A 15,876-nucleotide genomic window follows, 5' to 3' on the forward strand; every position below is an offset into this window, starting at 1 on the left:
CCACTTAATACGCCTTTATGTGTGCAAAACATCTCTGTGCGACTAAAAAAGGGTTTGTGTCTGCCAGCAGCCATCGCTGACAGGCTGGCATGCAAGGCTTTGTACATATTGCAGATAGTCGGCGCGCGGGATCTCCTGCGCCCCCAAAGAGGCCGTATGAGGGTTAAGTACCTGACAATCCACCAGACGGCCCTGATGTCTGATGAAATGCTGACAAAACACCCAAAGTGCGGTTTTTGACGCATTCTGCTGACGGCTGAACATTGATTCGCCGCAGAAGATTTGCCCCATCGCCAGCCCATACAGGCCTCCTGCCAGCTGATGTTCGTTCCACACCTCAATGGAATGGGCGTGGCCCAGTTCATACAATCGCAACCAGGCGCGCTTCATTTCAAAGGTAATCCAGGTGCCTTCCTCGCGACCGGTGGCACAACCCTCGAGCACCTCGGCAAACGACTCATTCATCGTCACCCGATAGGGCGAACGGCTGTGAAAACGCTTCATGCTCCGGCTGAGATGAAACTGCTCAGGCAGCAGGACTGCGCGAGGATCGGGCGACCACCAGAGAATCGGGTCGCCAGAAGAAAACCACGGAAAAATGCCGCGCTGATATGCGTTAAGTAACCGGGCGGGGGAGAGGTCACCTCCCATGGCCAGCAGGCCGTTTGGCTCGCGCAGCGCCATTTCCGGTGGGGGAAATTGCAAAGATTCCCGTGACAGTTGTACCAGTCTCATCGCGTTATGTTACCTATCAGCATTTCGCTAAGACTATAGCGCAATCCGTTGCCGGAAACGCCAGTAGCGACCTGCTTTTGAGATTAATTCGGCATGACTTCCCTGTTCAACAATTACGCCATTATCCATCACGCAGATGCGATCCATCTGCTCCAGTCCGCTGAGCCGGTGGGTGACCATTATTACGGTCTTGCCAGCGGTCAGCCGCTGCAGCAGGGTAAGAATATGCTGTTCGGTGGTGGCATCCAGCCCTTCGGTGGGTTCATCCAGCAGCCAGAGATCGCCGTCATGCAGTAATGCACGCGCCAGCGCCAGTCGACGCAGTTCGCCGCCTGACAGCGGGCGACCGCCTTCTCCCATCCAGGCGTTTAATTCTTCCGGACTCTCAAGCAGGCGCTGCAGGCCGACGTCATTCAGCACGCGACGTAACTGCTCATCAGTAGCATCGGGACAGGCCAGCAGTAAGTTATCGCGCAGGCTCTGACTGAAGAGATGAACCCGCTGAGTCACGACACTGATGCGCTGACGCAGCGCTGGCTCTGACCATGCGGTGATTGGCAGGTCATTCAGGCTGATAACACCGTGCTGACTATCCCAGCCACGGGTCAACAGCGCCAGCAGAGTGGATTTGCCGCAGCCAGTCGGCCCCAGCAGTGCAATGTGTTCACCAGCAGCCACCTTAAGGCTACAGCGGTTCAGCACTTTATCCGGGCGGTCGGGATAGCTGAAGTCGAGCTGATCGATATCGACCGCGAGACGTCCTGGCCGGGCGTCTGAAGCTGCCGGAAAGGGGATAGCGGGTGCCTGATCGATAATGTCATTGACCCGCTGAGCGGCATTGTTCACCTGCGACATGGGCAGAAAGGCCCCTGCAACCGGTGCCAGCGCCTCGAATGCCGCCAGCGCGCAAAACACCACCAGTGCAATCAGCGAGCCGGGCAAATGCTGCTGGCTGATTGTCGCCGCACTAAGCCAGAGCAACAGTGTGACGGTTACGCCGCTAATCAGCAGCAGCAGGCTTTGTGCCGCAGCCTGCAAGCGCTGTTGCTGGCTCTGAGCCTGCTGCCAGCGCTGTTCATCTTCATCAAGTTGCTGACGCCAGCCCCGCGAGGCACCGTACAGGGTGAGTTCAGCCTGAGAGGTCAGCCACTGCATTAGCTGTAAGCGCCAGCGCGCGCGGCCGCGGGCAATGGCGATGCCTGCAGGTGATCCTAGACGATAAAACAGCGCTGGCATCACCACCAGCGTACTCAGCATGATGCCGCCCAGCGTCAATGCCAGCTGAACATCGATGAAACTCATTCCAAAGGTAACCACGACAATCACCACCAGTGCGCCGATCAACGGCGAGATGACGCGCAGATAGAGGTGATCCAGCGTATCGACATCGGCCACGAAGCGGTTGAGCAGGTCAGCCTGCCGGAACCGCGAAAGCTGGCCTGGCGAAAGGGCCATCAGCCGACTGAAGGTGTGGACACGCAGATGCTGAAGAACCCTGAATGTCGCATCGTGGCTGACCAGACGTTCAGCATAGCGTGCGGCAGTGCGAATGATGGCGGCGCCACGCACACCTGCCGCAGGCAGCATATAGTTGAAGGTATAGAGACCGGCTACGCCTGCCACTGACGAGGCGGCCAGAAACCAGCCTGAAAGCGTCAGCAGACCGATACTGGCCAGCAGGGTAACAATCGCCAGCACGATGCCCAGCGCCAGGCGATAAGGGTGGCGCAGCCAGAGACGAAGAAAAGGACGCAAGGCAGACATCAGCGAATCTCCTGTTGACGATGCTTCAGCATCTCACTGAAAGCACCCGGCTGTTGCGACAGCTGCTGCCAGTTACCCTGTTGCACCAGCTTACCGGCTTCCATTACCCAGAGAGTCTGCCAGTGACTTAGCGTATCAATCTGATGGGTTATCATCAGCGTGGTCTGGCGGGCTGCCGCCTGGTTCAGCGCCAGCATCACATGACGTTCACTGAGCGCATCCAGGCTGGCTGCGGGTTCATCGAGCAGCAAAAAATGCGAGGATTTATAGAGTGCGCGCGCGACCGCGACCCGCTGCGCCTGACCCACCGACAGCTGATTACCGCCATCGCCGGGCTGGGTGTCAATGCCCTGGGGCAGTCGAGGCAGAAACTCATTAATGCCGCACGACTCCAGCAGCGCCGCAAAACGCTCGTCATCCCAGGCCGCATTCATCACGATGTTGTCGCGCAAGGTGGCGGCCGGTAACTGAGGATTCTGTCCTACCCAGCTGAGTTGTTTATGCCAGTCACTTCGTTGTATATCGCGGAGTTCAACGCCATTCGCTTTGAGCGAGCCCTGATAAGGCAGAAAGCCGAGCAGGGCATTCATCAGGGCCGTTTTACCGGCCCCGCTTTGACCGACCAGTGCAATCTGTTCGCCAGAGGCGATAGTGAAAGAGAGCGGGCCGCACAATTCCTGACCATCAGGCGCACAGACACGCAGATCTTCGGCGGTAAGTGCGATTGATCGATCGGCAGTGAAAGGCAACTGACCTTCCTGCGGCGCGGTGGTGGGTGTTGCCTGCATAAAGGCTTCAAGGGCATCGGCACCGCCTACAGCCTGGGCTTTGGCATGATAGAAAGCGCCGAGATCGCGCAGCGGCTGGAAAAACTCCGGGGCAAGGATCAGCACCAGAAAGCCAGCAAACAGCGTCACGCCCTGGCCGTAGTCACCGAAATGCAATTCGCCCAGATAGGAGAAACCAAAGTAAACGGCCACCACGGCAATCGCTAACGAGGCAAAAAACTCCAGCACGGCGGAGGAAAGAAACGCTAAGCGCAGCACTTCCATAGTGCGCTGGCGAAAATCGGTGGTGGCGGCGGCAACCGCCTGCTGCTCCGCTGCGCCACGATGAAACAGACGCAGCGTCTCTCTGCCGCGCAGGCGGTCAAGAAAGTTACCACTCAGGCGCGCCAGCACCAGGAAGTTCCGGCGGTTGGCCTCGGCCGCACCCATCCCGACCAGCGCCATAAACAGCGGAATCAGTGGCGCGGTGGCAAACAGGATCAGACCCGCCGTCCAGTTGAGCGGAAAAATAGTCAGCAGAATGCAGCAGGGAATCAGCACCGCCAGGGTCATCTGTGGCAGATAGCGCGCGTAGTATTCCTGCATCTCTTCGATCTGCTCCAGCAGCAGCGTCGCCCAGCTGCCGGCTGGCTTTCCCTGAATCCACGCCGGCCCCAGATCAGACAACCGGTCTAATACCTGCTGACGTAAAGCCTGACGGATAGCCTGCCCGGCACGATAACCGGTCAGTTCGCGGGCATAGTTAATCAGGGCGCGGAGCACAAAGCAGAGCAGTAACAGCAGGATGCTGACCGTCAGGGCTTCACGCGGCTGATGGTCACTAATCAGAGCCTGAAGCAGCGAGGCCAGTAAACCCGCCTGGGCAATGATCAGAAGTGCACTTGCCATACCCAGCAGCGTGTTGAGGCGCAACCAGCGACCGGCGAAATGACGTTGCTGACGAAGCCAGCGAGTAAGATGCTGCTGCCGCGATTTGTCCATGCGAGACCATGATGAATGTCGATGACGGGTGAAAATGGAAAGACATTTCCATCTCTTCAGGCGCAAGAATCTAGCATGAGAGCAATAAAAAAGGCGACGGAAAAACCGTCGCCTGGAACATTTGAGATCAGAGGGTTAACAACTTACTGATCGTTTTTAACCAGTCCGTCAAGAAAACGCTCAGCATCTAACGCGGCCATACAGCCGGTGCCCGCAGAGGTGATCGCCTGACGATAGATATGGTCCATCACATCGCCTGCCGCAAAGACGCCAGGGATGCTGGTCTGGGTGGCGTTGCCGTGCAGACCTGACTGAACTTTGATGTAACCGTTCTCCAGCGCCAGCTGACCCTCAAAAATGGCCGTATTCGGGCTGTGTCCGATAGCAACAAAGAGACCCGCCACCTCCAGCGCTTCTGTCTCATCACTGTTCTGGGTAGAACGCAGCGTCAGACCGGTAACGCCCATCTGATCACCAACGACTTCTTCCAGTGTGCGATGAGTGTGCAGCACGATATTGCCATTGCGCACTTTTTCCATCAGGCGGTCGATCAGGATCTTCTCTGCGCGGAAGCTGTCACGACGGTGAATCAGGTGCACTTCAGCCGCAATATTCGCCAGGTAGAGCGCCTCTTCCACAGCCGTGTTGCCACCGCCAATCACCGCGACTTTCTGGTTGCGATAGAAAAAGCCGTCACAGGTTGCACAGGCAGAGACGCCTTTGCCTTTGAAAGCCTCTTCAGAGGGCAGACCCAGGTAACGCGCTGACGCACCGGTGGCGATGATCAGGGCATCTGCCGTGTATTCGCCGCTGTCGCCTGTGAGGCGGAACGGACGGTTCTGCAAATCGACGGTGTGAATGTGATCGAAAATGATCTCAGTGTTAAATTTTTCGGCATGCTCATGCATCCGCTCCATCAGCGATGGACCTGTCAGATCGTGCGGGTCGCCCGGCCAGTTCTCCACCTCGGTGGTGGTGGTCAGCTGTCCGCCTTTTTCCAGACCCGTGATCAGTACCGGGTTCAGGTTGGCGCGTGCAGCATAAACGGCTGCGGTATAACCCGCTGGGCCAGAGCCCAGAATGAGTAACTTACTGTGTTTGGCCGTACTCATGCGTTCCTCAGTTTCATTCGGCTGACATAGCCTGCGATTGTAGGGAATATCCGGCGACAATGACAAGGCTTCGGCAATTTTGTTAACGATAGCTGCAAACGGCGTAGACGATGAGCGACGGTTTTGCCTGGCCAATGCGCCAAAAGGGGGCAAAACTCGGGTCAGAGGGGTGCAATAGTGGAAAAATAGTCATTTAAAAACAGATACACAGCTAACTGTCTGGCATCTTGTCCTGAATTTGGTGATTTTACTTTGACAATCGCCTGCGCTTTTGCGAAAACATTATCAGAAGCGAATAACATTTATCGGAACAAAGCAGGTTTTCATCGCCCGTTTTGCAGGTAACGCCGAATAAAAGCAGCCTGATATGGATAATGACGCATGATGTGGACAGACAACATGCGTCATATCGATAGGTGTCAGAACACAGGCTCTGTTAGCTCACTTCAGAAATGCCCCGAACAATGAGCATTTTCAGGGCGTGGCAGGTAAAGGGAAGGAATTAAGAGAGACAATAATAATGGTAGACAATAAGAAGCGCCCCGGGAAAGATCTCGACAGAATTGACAGGAATATTCTGAATGAACTTCAGAAAGATGGTCGCATTTCAAACGTAGAGCTTTCCAAACGCGTAGGCTTATCGCCTACGCCCTGTCTTGAGCGTGTGCGTCGTCTCGAACGTCAGGGATTTATTCTTGGCTATACCGCGCAGTTGAACCCGCACTATCTGGATGCATCTCTGCTGGTATTCGTTGAGATTACTCTGAATCGTGGTGCACCGGATGTGTTTGAGCAATTTAACGCCGCTGTGCAAAAACTTGAAGAAACTCAAGAGTGTCATCTCGTTTCCGGCGATTTCGACTACCTGCTGAAAACGCGCGTACCTGACATGTCTGCCTACCGTAAGCTGCTGGGTGAAACCCTGTTGCGGCTGCCGGGCGTAAACGACACGCGTACGTATGTGGTGATGGAAGAGGTTAAACAGAGCAATCGACTGGTGATCAAAACTCGCTGATGCGGGGCAGGTGCAAAACCTGTGAGATTTCGGTACACTCCTGTGCATTCATACAGGATCAGCGTCGGGCTCGCCCGACGCTGTTGCTTCTTACTTTACAGGCACCTGGAGAGTCCTCTTGAGCCAGGAATACACAGAAGATAAAGACGTTTCGTTACAATCGATGAGCAGTGGACGTCGTCTGCTGGAAGCAATGCTCATTCTGGTGGCGCTGTTTGCCATCTACCTGATGGTTTCTCTGGTCAGTTTTAACCCTTCCGACCCGAGCTGGTCGCAAACGGCCTGGCATGAACCTATCCACAACATCGGCGGCAGCGTCGGTGCCTGGCTGGCTGACACCTTACTCTTCATCTTTGGTGTGATGGCGTATGCCATTCCGCCCGTCATCCTGGGTCTGTGCTGGATTGCTTTCCGTCAGCGCGACAGCCAGGACTATTTTGACTACTTTGCCGTCGGGCTGCGCTTAATTGGCGTCCTTGCGCTGGTGGTGACGACTTGTGGTATGGCGGCGCTGAACGCCGATGATATCTGGTACTTTGCCTCGGGCGGTGTGATTGGCAGCCTGGTCAGTAATGCTATTGCACCCTGGTTCAGTCCGGCGGGCGGCACGCTGATGCTGCTTTGCGTCTGGGCGGCGGGTATTACCCTTTACACCGGCTGGTCATGGCTCACCATTGCAGAAAGAATTGGTGGCGTAGTCATGGGCGTGCTGACGTTTGCCAGCAATCGCTCACGTCATGATGAACCCTGGCAGGAAGAGGATGACGAGCGGGATGCGCGTGAATACGCGGATGTGCCTGAGCTTCATGCCGCCGATCAGGATGATGATGTGCTGCTTTCTGCCCCACGTGCAGCTGCTGAGCCTGCGGCGTCACAGCAGGATCCGCTGCTGGCTAAAGCTGCAGCAGCCACCAGTGCGGCAGTCGCGGCTACCGCTGAAGCCGCCGAGGTGACCTTCGCCCCGGCAGCCACAGTAACGCCTGCATCTGTTGCTGCACCTGCTGCTGCTGCGGTTACAGCTTCGGCGCCTGCCGCATCAGCGACATCCATCCCTGCATCGCCGTCTGCACAACCTGCGCCTGCGTACGCACAGAGCGCGCCAGCTCCGCAGAGTGTGGCGAATTCCCCGACGCCGGCGCAGAGTGCTTCTGCACCCGCAGACTCACCACCGCTTTATCACTTTGAAATGCCAGACGACGCTCCGGTTACGCCGTCGTTCAATGCTTACGACGATGATGAACCTAAAATGGGTAACTGGCGGGATACGTCGGTCATCCCTGCGGCATCTGCAGCAGCGGCATCTGCAGCAGCGGCAGCCCAGGCAACAACGCGTACTGCGCCTGTTTTTGATTTAGCTCCTGAAACCAATCTCAATCCGCAGGTTAAACAGGGTATTGGCCCGGCACTGCCGCGTCCTAACCCGGTAAAACTGCCAACCCGTCGTGAGCTGGCCTCTTATGGCATTAAGCTGCCTTCTCAGCGCATGGCAGAAGAGAAAGCGAAAACGGAAGAGACCGAACCGGTCAGTGCTGGCTCCGTTTCCGCTGCTCCGGATGCTGAAGAGGCGCTGCAGCAGGCTGAACTGCGTCAGGCCTTCCAGTCTGAACAGCAGCAGCGCTACGGCACCAGCTGGCAGCAGGACGAGGAAGATGAACAGGGTGCACAGCAGCAGGATGCACTGGCGCGTCAGTTCGCCGAGCAGCAACAGCAGCGCTATGAGCCAGAAGTGAAAAAAGAGCCGGTATTCAATATTGATACCGCTTCAGCGTTTGATTTTTCACCGATGAAAGATCTGGTGGATGACGGTCCTTCTGAACCGCTGTTTACCATTGCGGCGACGCCAGAACCTGAAGCCCCGGCGGTTTCGCACGAACCCTGGCAGCAGGTGAGTGAGGTTTCAAGACCTCAGGCTCCGGCTCAGGTTCCTGCACCAGCCAGCTTTGCCCCGGCAGAGCCTGCCTATAGCGCGCCGGCAGCATCGTCTGAACCGGACTATGCTGCGCCTGCGGCAACCCCTGCGCCCGCTTATGGTGCCCCCGCGGCTCCTCAGGCTCCGGCTTACGCTGCGCCTGCCTATGGCACACCAGCGGCAGCGCCGGTTCAGCCGGTGGAAGAGGCGAAACCCTCACTGCATGACAGCCTGATTCATCCATTCCTGATGCGTCACGAGCAGCCGCTGGAGAAACCTTCCACGCCACTGCCTTCGCTGGATCTGCTGACCGCACCACCTGAAGAGGAAGAGCCGGTTGATATGTTCTCGCTGGAGCAGACTGCCCGTCTGGTGGAGTCGCGCTTAGGCGATTATCGCGTCAAAGCGGAGGTAGTCGGCATCTCGCCAGGCCCGGTTATCACCCGTTTCGAACTCGACCTGGCGCCGGGCGTGAAAGCGGCGCGTATCTCTAACCTGTCGCGCGATCTGGCGCGTTCACTGTCGACGGTAGCGGTTCGTGTGGTGGAAGTGATTCCAGGCAAACCCTACGTGGGTCTGGAACTGCCAAACAAACATCGTCAGACCGTCTATCTGCGTGAAGTGCTGGATTGCCCTAAATTCCGCGACAATCCTTCACCGCTGGCCGTCGTGCTGGGTAAAGACATTGCCGGTCAGCCAGTAGTGGCCGATCTGGCGAAAATGCCTCACTTACTGGTCGCCGGTACCACCGGTTCCGGTAAATCTGTGGGCGTGAACGCCATGATTATCAGCATGCTGTATAAGGCGACGCCAGAAGAAGTTCGCTTCATCATGATCGACCCGAAAATGCTGGAGCTGTCGGTCTATGAAGGTATTCCGCACCTGCTGACCGAAGTTGTCACAGACATGAAGGATGCAGCCAATGCGCTGCGCTGGAGCGTCGGTGAAATGGAGCGTCGCTACAAGCTGATGTCGGCGCTGGGCGTGCGTAATCTGGCGGGCTACAACGAAAAAGTGGAACAGGCCGAAGCGATGGGTCGTCCGATTCCCGATCCGTTCTGGAAGCCGGGCGACAGCATGGATATGACGCCGCCGGTTCTGGAGAAGCTGCCTTACATCGTGGTAATGGTCGATGAGTTTGCTGACCTGATCATGGCCGTCGGTAAAAAGGTGGAAGAGCTGATTGCGCGCCTGGCACAGAAAGCCCGTGCTGCCGGCATCCATCTGGTACTGGCGACACAGCGTCCGTCTGTGGATGTTATTACCGGCCTGATCAAAGCGAATATTCCGACGCGTATCGCCTTTACCGTTTCCAGCAAAATTGACTCACGTACCATTCTCGATCAGGGCGGCGCGGAGTCATTGCTGGGTATGGGTGACATGCTCTACATGCCGCCGAACTCCTCGCTGCCGATTCGTGTTCACGGAGCGTTTGTTCGTGACCAGGAAGTGCATGCAGTGGTTCAGGACTGGAAAGCGCGTGGGCGCCCGCAATATATCGACAGCATTACGGCGGGTGAAGAGAGTGAAAGTGCCGGTGGTATCGACAGTGATGAAGAGCTCGATCCACTGTTCGATCAGGCGGTCGGCTTTGTCGTTGATAAGCGCCGTGCGTCGATTTCAGGCGTTCAGCGGCAGTTCCGCATCGGTTATAACCGCGCGGCACGTATCATTGAACAGATGGAAGCGCAGGGTATTGTCTCTTCACCTGGTCACAATGGTAACCGTGAAGTGCTGTCGCCACCGCCACATGATATGTAGCAGCTACATGTTTTGAAACACGACTCACTGAGCCAGTTCCGACTGGCTCATTGTTTTTATGCGGTTAACCCCCATATCTGAATCAGCTTTCGGTTTTTTCTCCTGTTCTGATGGCGGAACGGCGACCAGGCTTAATGCAGTTATCGATGGGAACGTTTAAATAAGGAATTGAAGCAGATGAAATTACGCGTAATCGCTCTGGGCCTGTTGGCCACCTTTTCTTCAGCCAGCGTTCTGGCTGATGCTTCCAGTGATCTGCAACAGCGCCTGAACAAGGTCAGCAGCTTCCACGCCAGCTTCACCCAAAAAGTGACCGACAGCAGCGGCGCGAATGTGCAGGACGGTGAAGGTGAATTGTGGGTAAAACGTCCCAGCCTGTTTAACTGGCATATGACCGCGCCGGACGAAAGCATTATCATCTCCGACGGTAAATCGCTGTGGTTCTACAACCCGTTTGTTGAGCAGGCAACAGTCAGCCTGTTGCAGAATGCGACCAGTAACACGCCCTTTATGCTGATTGCCCGCAACCAGTCAAATGACTGGAAGCAGTACAATATCAAACAGCAGGGTGACAATTTTGAACTGACACCGAAGAACAGTGACGGCAACCTGAAACAGTTCACCATCCAGGTAACGTCCAGCGGGACCATTAACCGCTTCAGCGCTATTGAACAGGATGGCCAGCGCAGCGATTACCAGCTGAAAAGCCAGCAGAATGGCGCTATCAGTCCGGATAAATTCACGTTCACACCGCCAAAAGGCGTGACGGTGGACGACCAACGTCAGTGAGGTCACGGTGAGTAACCTGTCCCTGGATTTTTCCACCGAAAATTTCAAACCTCTGGCCGCGCGTATGCGGCCAGAAACATTGAAACAGTACATTGGCCAGCAACATCTGCTGGGCGCAGGCAAACCTCTGCCGCGCGCGATTGAAGCAGGGCACCTGCATTCAATGATCCTGTGGGGACCTCCCGGGACCGGCAAGACCACGCTGGCTGAGATCATTGCCCATTACGGTAACGCCGATGTGGAGCGTATTTCGGCCGTCACCTCTGGCGTAAAAGAGATCCGTGAGGCGATTGAGCGGGCCCGTCAGAATAAACATGCCGGGCGGCGCACTATCCTGTTTGTGGATGAGGTTCATCGGTTCAACAAGAGCCAGCAGGATGCCTTTCTGCCCCATATCGAAGATGGCACCATTACCTTTATTGGTGCGACCACTGAAAACCCCTCTTTTGAACTTAACTCCGCATTGCTGTCACGCGCCCGCGTTTACCTGCTGAAATCACTGACTCTGGAAGATATTGAGCAGGTGCTGGACCAGGCGATGCAGGATAAAGCGCGAGGTTATGGCGACAGTGACATCGTGCTGCCGGACAACACACGCAGGATGATCGCTGAACTGGTTAATGGTGATGCACGTCGGGCGCTGAATACGCTGGAGATGATGGCTGATATGGCCGAAATCACCGCATCAGGTCAGCGAGAACTGACGTCGCAGCTGCTTAACGAAGTCTCTGGTGAGCGATCCGCGCGGTTTGATAATAAAGGCGATCGTTTTTACGATCTGATTTCCGCCCTGCACAAATCGGTACGCGGCTCCGCACCGGATGCGGCGCTCTACTGGTATGCACGCATTATCACGGCGGGCGGCGATCCGCTCTATGTGGCTCGTCGGTTGCTGGCAATCGCCTCCGAAGATGTCGGCAATGCCGATCCGCGCGGTATGCAGGTAGCGATTGCGGCCTGGGATTGCTTCACGCGCGTCGGGCCGGCAGAAGGGGAGCGCGCGATTGCCCAGGCCATTGTTTATCTGGCTTGCGCGCCTAAAAGTAATGCGGTTTACAACGCGTTTAAAGCCGCTATGCGTGATGCGCGCGACCATCCCGATTACGATGTGCCGGAACATCTGCGCAATGCCCCGACTAAGCTGATGAAAGAGATGGGCCTGGGTAAAGCGTACCGTTATGCCCATGACGAAACCAACGCCTATGCTGCTGGTGAAGTCTATTTTCCGCAGGAACTGGCCAGCGCGCGCTATTACACCCCAACCCAGCGCGGGCTTGAGGGTAAGATTGGTGAAAAGCTAAGCTGGCTGGCTGAGCAGGATCAAAATAGCCCGACAAAACGCTACCGCTGAAACAGACGTTACGGTAATGTGGGCAATGTTTTCAACGCATTCCACTGGAATGCGTCCCTTCTTTCAACCAACTTTTTATACACAGGATAAGCATGCTCGATCCCAATCTGCTGCGTAACGAGCCAGACGCAGTCGCAGAAAAACTGGCACGCCGGGGATACAAACTGGATGTGGAAACGCTGCGTTCGCTTGAAGAGCGTCGCAAAGTGCTGCAGGTGGAAACAGAAAATCTGCAGGCAGAGCGTAACTCCCGATCCAAATCCATCGGTCAGGCCAAAGCACGTGGGGAAGACATCGAGCCGCTGCGTCAGGAAGTGAACGCGCTGGGCGAACGCCTGGATGCCGCAAAAGCAGAACTGGATGAACTGCAGAATCAAATCCGTGACTTCTCGCTGGCACTGCCGAACATTCCGGCCGATGAAGTGCCGCTGGGCAAAGATGACAGCGAAAACCAGGAAGTGAGCCGCTGGGGTACACCGCGCGAGTTCAGCTTCCAGGTTAAAGATCACGTTGAGCTGGGTGAAGCGGCTAAAGGCCTGGATTTTGCGTCCGCCGTGAAACTGACCGGTTCACGCTTTGTGGTCATGCAGGGGCAAATTGCCCGCCTGCACCGTGCACTGAGTCAGTTTATGATTGACCTGCACACCGAGCAGCATGGTTACCTTGAAACCTATGTGCCATATCTGGTTAACCACGAAACGCTTTACGGTACCGGACAGCTGCCTAAGTTTGGCGAAGACCTGTTCCACACCCGTCCGCTGGAAGAGGAGTCAGACAGCAGCAACTATGCGTTGATTCCTACTGCGGAAGTGCCGCTGACTAACCTGGTGCGCGATGAGATCCTCGAAGAGGATAGCCTGCCGGTTAAACTGACCGCGCATACGCCGTGCTTCCGTTCTGAAGCGGGTTCTTACGGTCGTGACACGCGTGGCCTGATCCGTATGCACCAGTTCGACAAAGTTGAGATGGTGCAGATCGTTACTCCGGAGCAGTCAATGGATGCACTGGAAGAGCTGACCGGGCACGCTGAGAAAGTGCTGCAGCTGCTGAACCTGCCCTATCGTAAGGTTTTACTCTGCACCGGCGATATGGGCTTTGGATCGACTAAAACTTACGATCTGGAAGTCTGGTTACCGGCGCAGAATACCTATCGTGAAATTTCATCCTGTTCCAACATGGGTGATTTCCAGGCGCGTCGTATGCAGGCGCGTTGCCGCAACAAACAGGATAAGAAACCGCGTCTGGTTCATACCCTGAATGGCTCAGGGCTGGCCGTAGGCCGTACCCTGGTCGCGGTGCTGGAAAATTATCAGCAGGAAGATGGCCGCATCTCTGTGCCTGAGATTTTACGCCCCTATATGAATGGCGTCGAAATTATCGGCTAAGCAACAGTGACTCTCTGAACCCGGCCATGGCCGGGTTTTTTTATGTTATTGCTCCGGAAAAACTGTTCTGTCAGGCCTCAATTTGATCACAAATAAACGTTATCGATATCAGCCAGGTCGGAATGGCTAAAAACCTAGTTTTTCATAGAGATAGCATTTAGTGACCTGACGCTTTTTACAATTGTAACCCACTGAAGATTAGTAAATTAAATTGTCGCGCAGCAAAATGTGCTGCCGTCAAAATCCGCCCATTGACTTTAAAAAAGCCAGTGGCAAACTGCGCGCAATTTCCTTCATTTGCTCTGGTTTCTATCCCCTATGTCAACCTGGTCACGCCCCGTGATATTGCTGCTTTGCGGCCTGATGTTAATGACGGTCGCAATTGCCGTGCTGAATACGCTCGTTCCACTGTGGCTGACGCATGATTTACTGACAACCTGGCAGGTGGGCATCGTAAGCTCCTCCTATTACACCGGTAACCTCGCAGGAACGCTGCTGGCTGGCTGGTTAATCAGGCAGTACGGGTTTAATCGCAGCTACTACCTGGCTACCGTGATGTTTGCCGTCGCGACCCTGTGCCTGGCAATGATGTCGGGTTTCTGGGCATGGAGCTCAATGCGTTTCATCGCAGGTGTCGGCTGTGCGCTGATGTGGGTGGTGGTTGAGAGCGCACTGCTGTGCAGCGGAACGGTTCGTAATCGGGGACAGCTGCTGGCGGCCTACATGGTTGTCTATTACATCGGCACTGTGACAGGCCAGTTGCTGGTCAGCAAACTGTCTACGGAATTACTCAGCGTGATTCCGTGGGTGACATCGCTGGTCTTCTGCGCCGTGCTGCCGCTGGTCTTTACTCGCGTCTCCGCCACCGGTGAAGCGACAGAAGCCGCGCCGGCCCGCATCTGGCCGATGCTGCGTCGCCGTAGCTCACGTCTGGGCATCAATGGCTGTATTATCTCTGGCATCCTTCTGGGCTCGCTTTATGGCCTGATGCCGCTTTACCTGTCACATCAGGGAATGAGTGATGCCAATGTGGGTTACTGGATGGCGTTGCTGGTCAGCGCAGGCATTGTTGGCCAGTGGCCAATTGGCCGTCTGGCCGATCGTTTTGGTCGCATGCTGGTACTGCGAGTCCAGGTCTTTGTGGTTATCCTGGGTGCGATGGCCATGTTAACCAATGCCGCGATGGCCCCAGCGCTTTTTGTTCTGGGACTGGCGGGCTTCACACTCTATCCGGTGGCGATGTCCTGGGCGTGCGAGACGGTTGCACATCATGAACTGGTTGCGATGAATCAGGCGCTGCTGATGAGTTATACCGTGGGCAGTCTGGCTGGACCGGCAATGACCTCTGTTCTGATGCAGAATTATTCTGACCAGCTACTGTTCGTGATGATCGCTGCTGTGGCGCTGATTTATCTGGTGATGCTGCTGCGCAAAGCGAATCATCAGGCTACGCCAGTGGCACATGCCTGATCGCTGAACAGCAAAAAGGGAGCGTTAAGCTCCCTTTTTTGTGGCAGATTCTTTAGTACATCACTTCGTGGCCATAGCTGGCGAGAATGTTTTTCACGCGCTCCATTGTCTCTTTGCCCGGTGGTTTCACCCCGTCCAGCTTGTACTCTTCACCCATCGCAATCCATTTATGCTTACCCAGCTCGTGATAGGGCAGCAATTCAATTTTCTCAACGTTTTCCATGTCACGCGTGAATTCCCCCAGCCGATGCGCGGTGTCATCATCGTCGGAATAGCCGGGCACCACGACAAAACGGATCCATGTGCGTTTGCCTTTTTTCTGCAGGTAACGGGCAAAGTCCAGCGTACGGTGATTCGAGACACCCACCAGAATCTGATGCACGTCATCATTCATCTGTTTCAGGTCGAGCATCACTAAGTCGGTAACGTCGAGCAGTTCATCGATCACCGGATCATAGCGGCGTACGAAGCCGTTGGTGTCGAGACAGGTATGAATACCTTCGGCCTTGCAGGCCCGGAACCAGTCGCGCACAAATTCAGCCTGGAGAATGGCTTCACCGCCTGAGGCCGTGACGCCGCCGCCAGAGGCATTCATAAAATGGCGATAGGAGAGCACATCCGCCATCAGCGCTTCGACGCTGATCTCTTTGCCACCGTGGGTATCCCAGGTGTCGCGATTGTGACAGTAGAGGCAGCGCATCAGGCAGCCCTGGAAGAAGGTGATAAAACGGATACCGGGACCATCGACGGTGCCGCAGGATTCAAATGAGTGGATACGACCGTTAACTGACATTGCGATGTTTTCTCCAGTGAGTC

At 55.7% G+C, this 15,876-nt stretch carries 11 protein-coding genes; 6 read left to right on the plus strand and 5 right to left on the minus strand.

What is annotated here, in order from left to right:
• Window positions 1-42 precede the first annotated feature (42 nt).
• The 4 genes from aat to trxB form a co-directional block, all read right to left on the minus strand.
• Window positions 43-735, minus strand: a complete 693-nt coding sequence (aat, locus tag AC0T7J_RS08955) for a leucyl/phenylalanyl-tRNA--protein transferase (protein WP_473793563.1) — start codon at window positions 733-735, stop codon at window positions 43-45.
• 33 nt (window positions 736-768) lie between these two features.
• Complete coding sequence (gene cydC / locus AC0T7J_RS08960) at window positions 769-2,499, minus strand: heme ABC transporter ATP-binding protein/permease CydC (protein WP_473793565.1); 1,731 nt, start codon at window positions 2,497-2,499, stop codon at window positions 769-771.
• On the minus strand, window positions 2,499-4,268 hold the full coding sequence (cydD, locus tag AC0T7J_RS08965) for a heme ABC transporter permease/ATP-binding protein CydD (RefSeq protein ID WP_473793566.1): 1,770 nt from the start codon (window positions 4,266-4,268) through the stop codon (window positions 2,499-2,501). The genes cydC and cydD overlap by 1 nt, the downstream gene beginning before the upstream one ends.
• Window positions 4,269-4,411: 143 nt before the next feature.
• Window positions 4,412-5,380 carry a thioredoxin-disulfide reductase gene (gene trxB, locus AC0T7J_RS08970; RefSeq protein ID WP_003849329.1) on the minus strand — a complete coding sequence of 323 codons (969 nt, stop codon included), beginning with the start codon at window positions 5,378-5,380 and terminating at the stop codon, window positions 4,412-4,414.
• A 520-nt stretch (window positions 5,381-5,900) separates the two neighbouring features.
• Here trxB and lrp point away from each other — a divergent pair.
• The 6 genes from lrp to AC0T7J_RS09000 all read left to right on the plus strand — a co-directional run bounded on the left by lrp (window position 5,901) and on the right by AC0T7J_RS09000 (window position 15,060).
• Window positions 5,901-6,395: a leucine-responsive transcriptional regulator Lrp gene (gene lrp / locus AC0T7J_RS08975; protein WP_006118610.1), complete on the plus strand. Its 495-nt coding sequence runs from the start codon at window positions 5,901-5,903 to the stop codon at window positions 6,393-6,395.
• Between the two features lie 118 nt (window positions 6,396-6,513).
• Window positions 6,514-10,065, plus strand: a complete 3,552-nt coding sequence (locus AC0T7J_RS08980) for a DNA translocase FtsK 4TM domain-containing protein (RefSeq protein ID WP_473793568.1) — start codon at window positions 6,514-6,516, stop codon at window positions 10,063-10,065.
• Window positions 10,066-10,242: 177 nt separating this feature from the next.
• A complete protein-coding gene (gene lolA, locus AC0T7J_RS08985; RefSeq protein WP_003849334.1) occupies window positions 10,243-10,854 on the plus strand; it encodes an outer membrane lipoprotein periplasmic chaperone LolA in 612 nt (203 codons plus the stop codon).
• A 7-nt stretch (window positions 10,855-10,861) separates the two neighbouring features.
• The gene (locus AC0T7J_RS08990; protein ID WP_473793571.1) at window positions 10,862-12,205 is read left to right on the plus strand and encodes a replication-associated recombination protein A; all 1,344 of its coding nucleotides are present in this window, start codon (window positions 10,862-10,864) and stop codon (window positions 12,203-12,205) included.
• Window positions 12,206-12,297: 92 nt separating this feature from the next.
• Complete coding sequence (gene serS / locus AC0T7J_RS08995) at window positions 12,298-13,590, plus strand: serine--tRNA ligase (protein WP_473793573.1); 1,293 nt, start codon at window positions 12,298-12,300, stop codon at window positions 13,588-13,590.
• A 318-nt stretch (window positions 13,591-13,908) separates the two neighbouring features.
• Complete coding sequence (locus tag AC0T7J_RS09000) at window positions 13,909-15,060, plus strand: MFS transporter (RefSeq protein ID WP_473793575.1); 1,152 nt, start codon at window positions 13,909-13,911, stop codon at window positions 15,058-15,060.
• A 52-nt stretch (window positions 15,061-15,112) separates the two neighbouring features.
• Here AC0T7J_RS09000 and pflA read toward each other — a convergent pair whose 3' ends face one another.
• Window positions 15,113-15,853 carry a pyruvate formate lyase 1-activating protein gene (pflA, locus tag AC0T7J_RS09005; RefSeq protein ID WP_275219782.1) on the minus strand — a complete coding sequence of 247 codons (741 nt, stop codon included), beginning with the start codon at window positions 15,851-15,853 and terminating at the stop codon, window positions 15,113-15,115.
• Window positions 15,854-15,876 lie beyond the last annotated feature (23 nt).

This window comes from Pantoea sp. E956-1, from assembly GCF_982223955.1.

Coding starts and splice junctions, on each gene's coding strand:
- lrp (WP_006118610.1), top strand. CDS start 5,901: ATGGTAGACAATAAGAAGCGCCCCGGGAAAGATCTCGACAGAATTGAC.
- cydD (WP_473793566.1), bottom strand. CDS start 4,268: ATGGACAAATCGCGGCAGCAGCATCTTACTCGCTGGCTTCGTCAGCAA.
- pflA (WP_275219782.1), bottom strand. CDS start 15,853: ATGTCAGTTAACGGTCGTATCCACTCATTTGAATCCTGCGGCACCGTC.
- lolA (WP_003849334.1), top strand. CDS start 10,243: ATGAAATTACGCGTAATCGCTCTGGGCCTGTTGGCCACCTTTTCTTCA.
- serS (WP_473793573.1), top strand. CDS start 12,298: ATGCTCGATCCCAATCTGCTGCGTAACGAGCCAGACGCAGTCGCAGAA.
- aat (WP_473793563.1), bottom strand. CDS start 735: ATGAGACTGGTACAACTGTCACGGGAATCTTTGCAATTTCCCCCACCG.
- AC0T7J_RS09000 (WP_473793575.1), top strand. CDS start 13,909: ATGTCAACCTGGTCACGCCCCGTGATATTGCTGCTTTGCGGCCTGATG.
- cydC (WP_473793565.1), bottom strand. CDS start 2,499: ATGTCTGCCTTGCGTCCTTTTCTTCGTCTCTGGCTGCGCCACCCTTAT.
- trxB (WP_003849329.1), bottom strand. CDS start 5,380: ATGAGTACGGCCAAACACAGTAAGTTACTCATTCTGGGCTCTGGCCCA.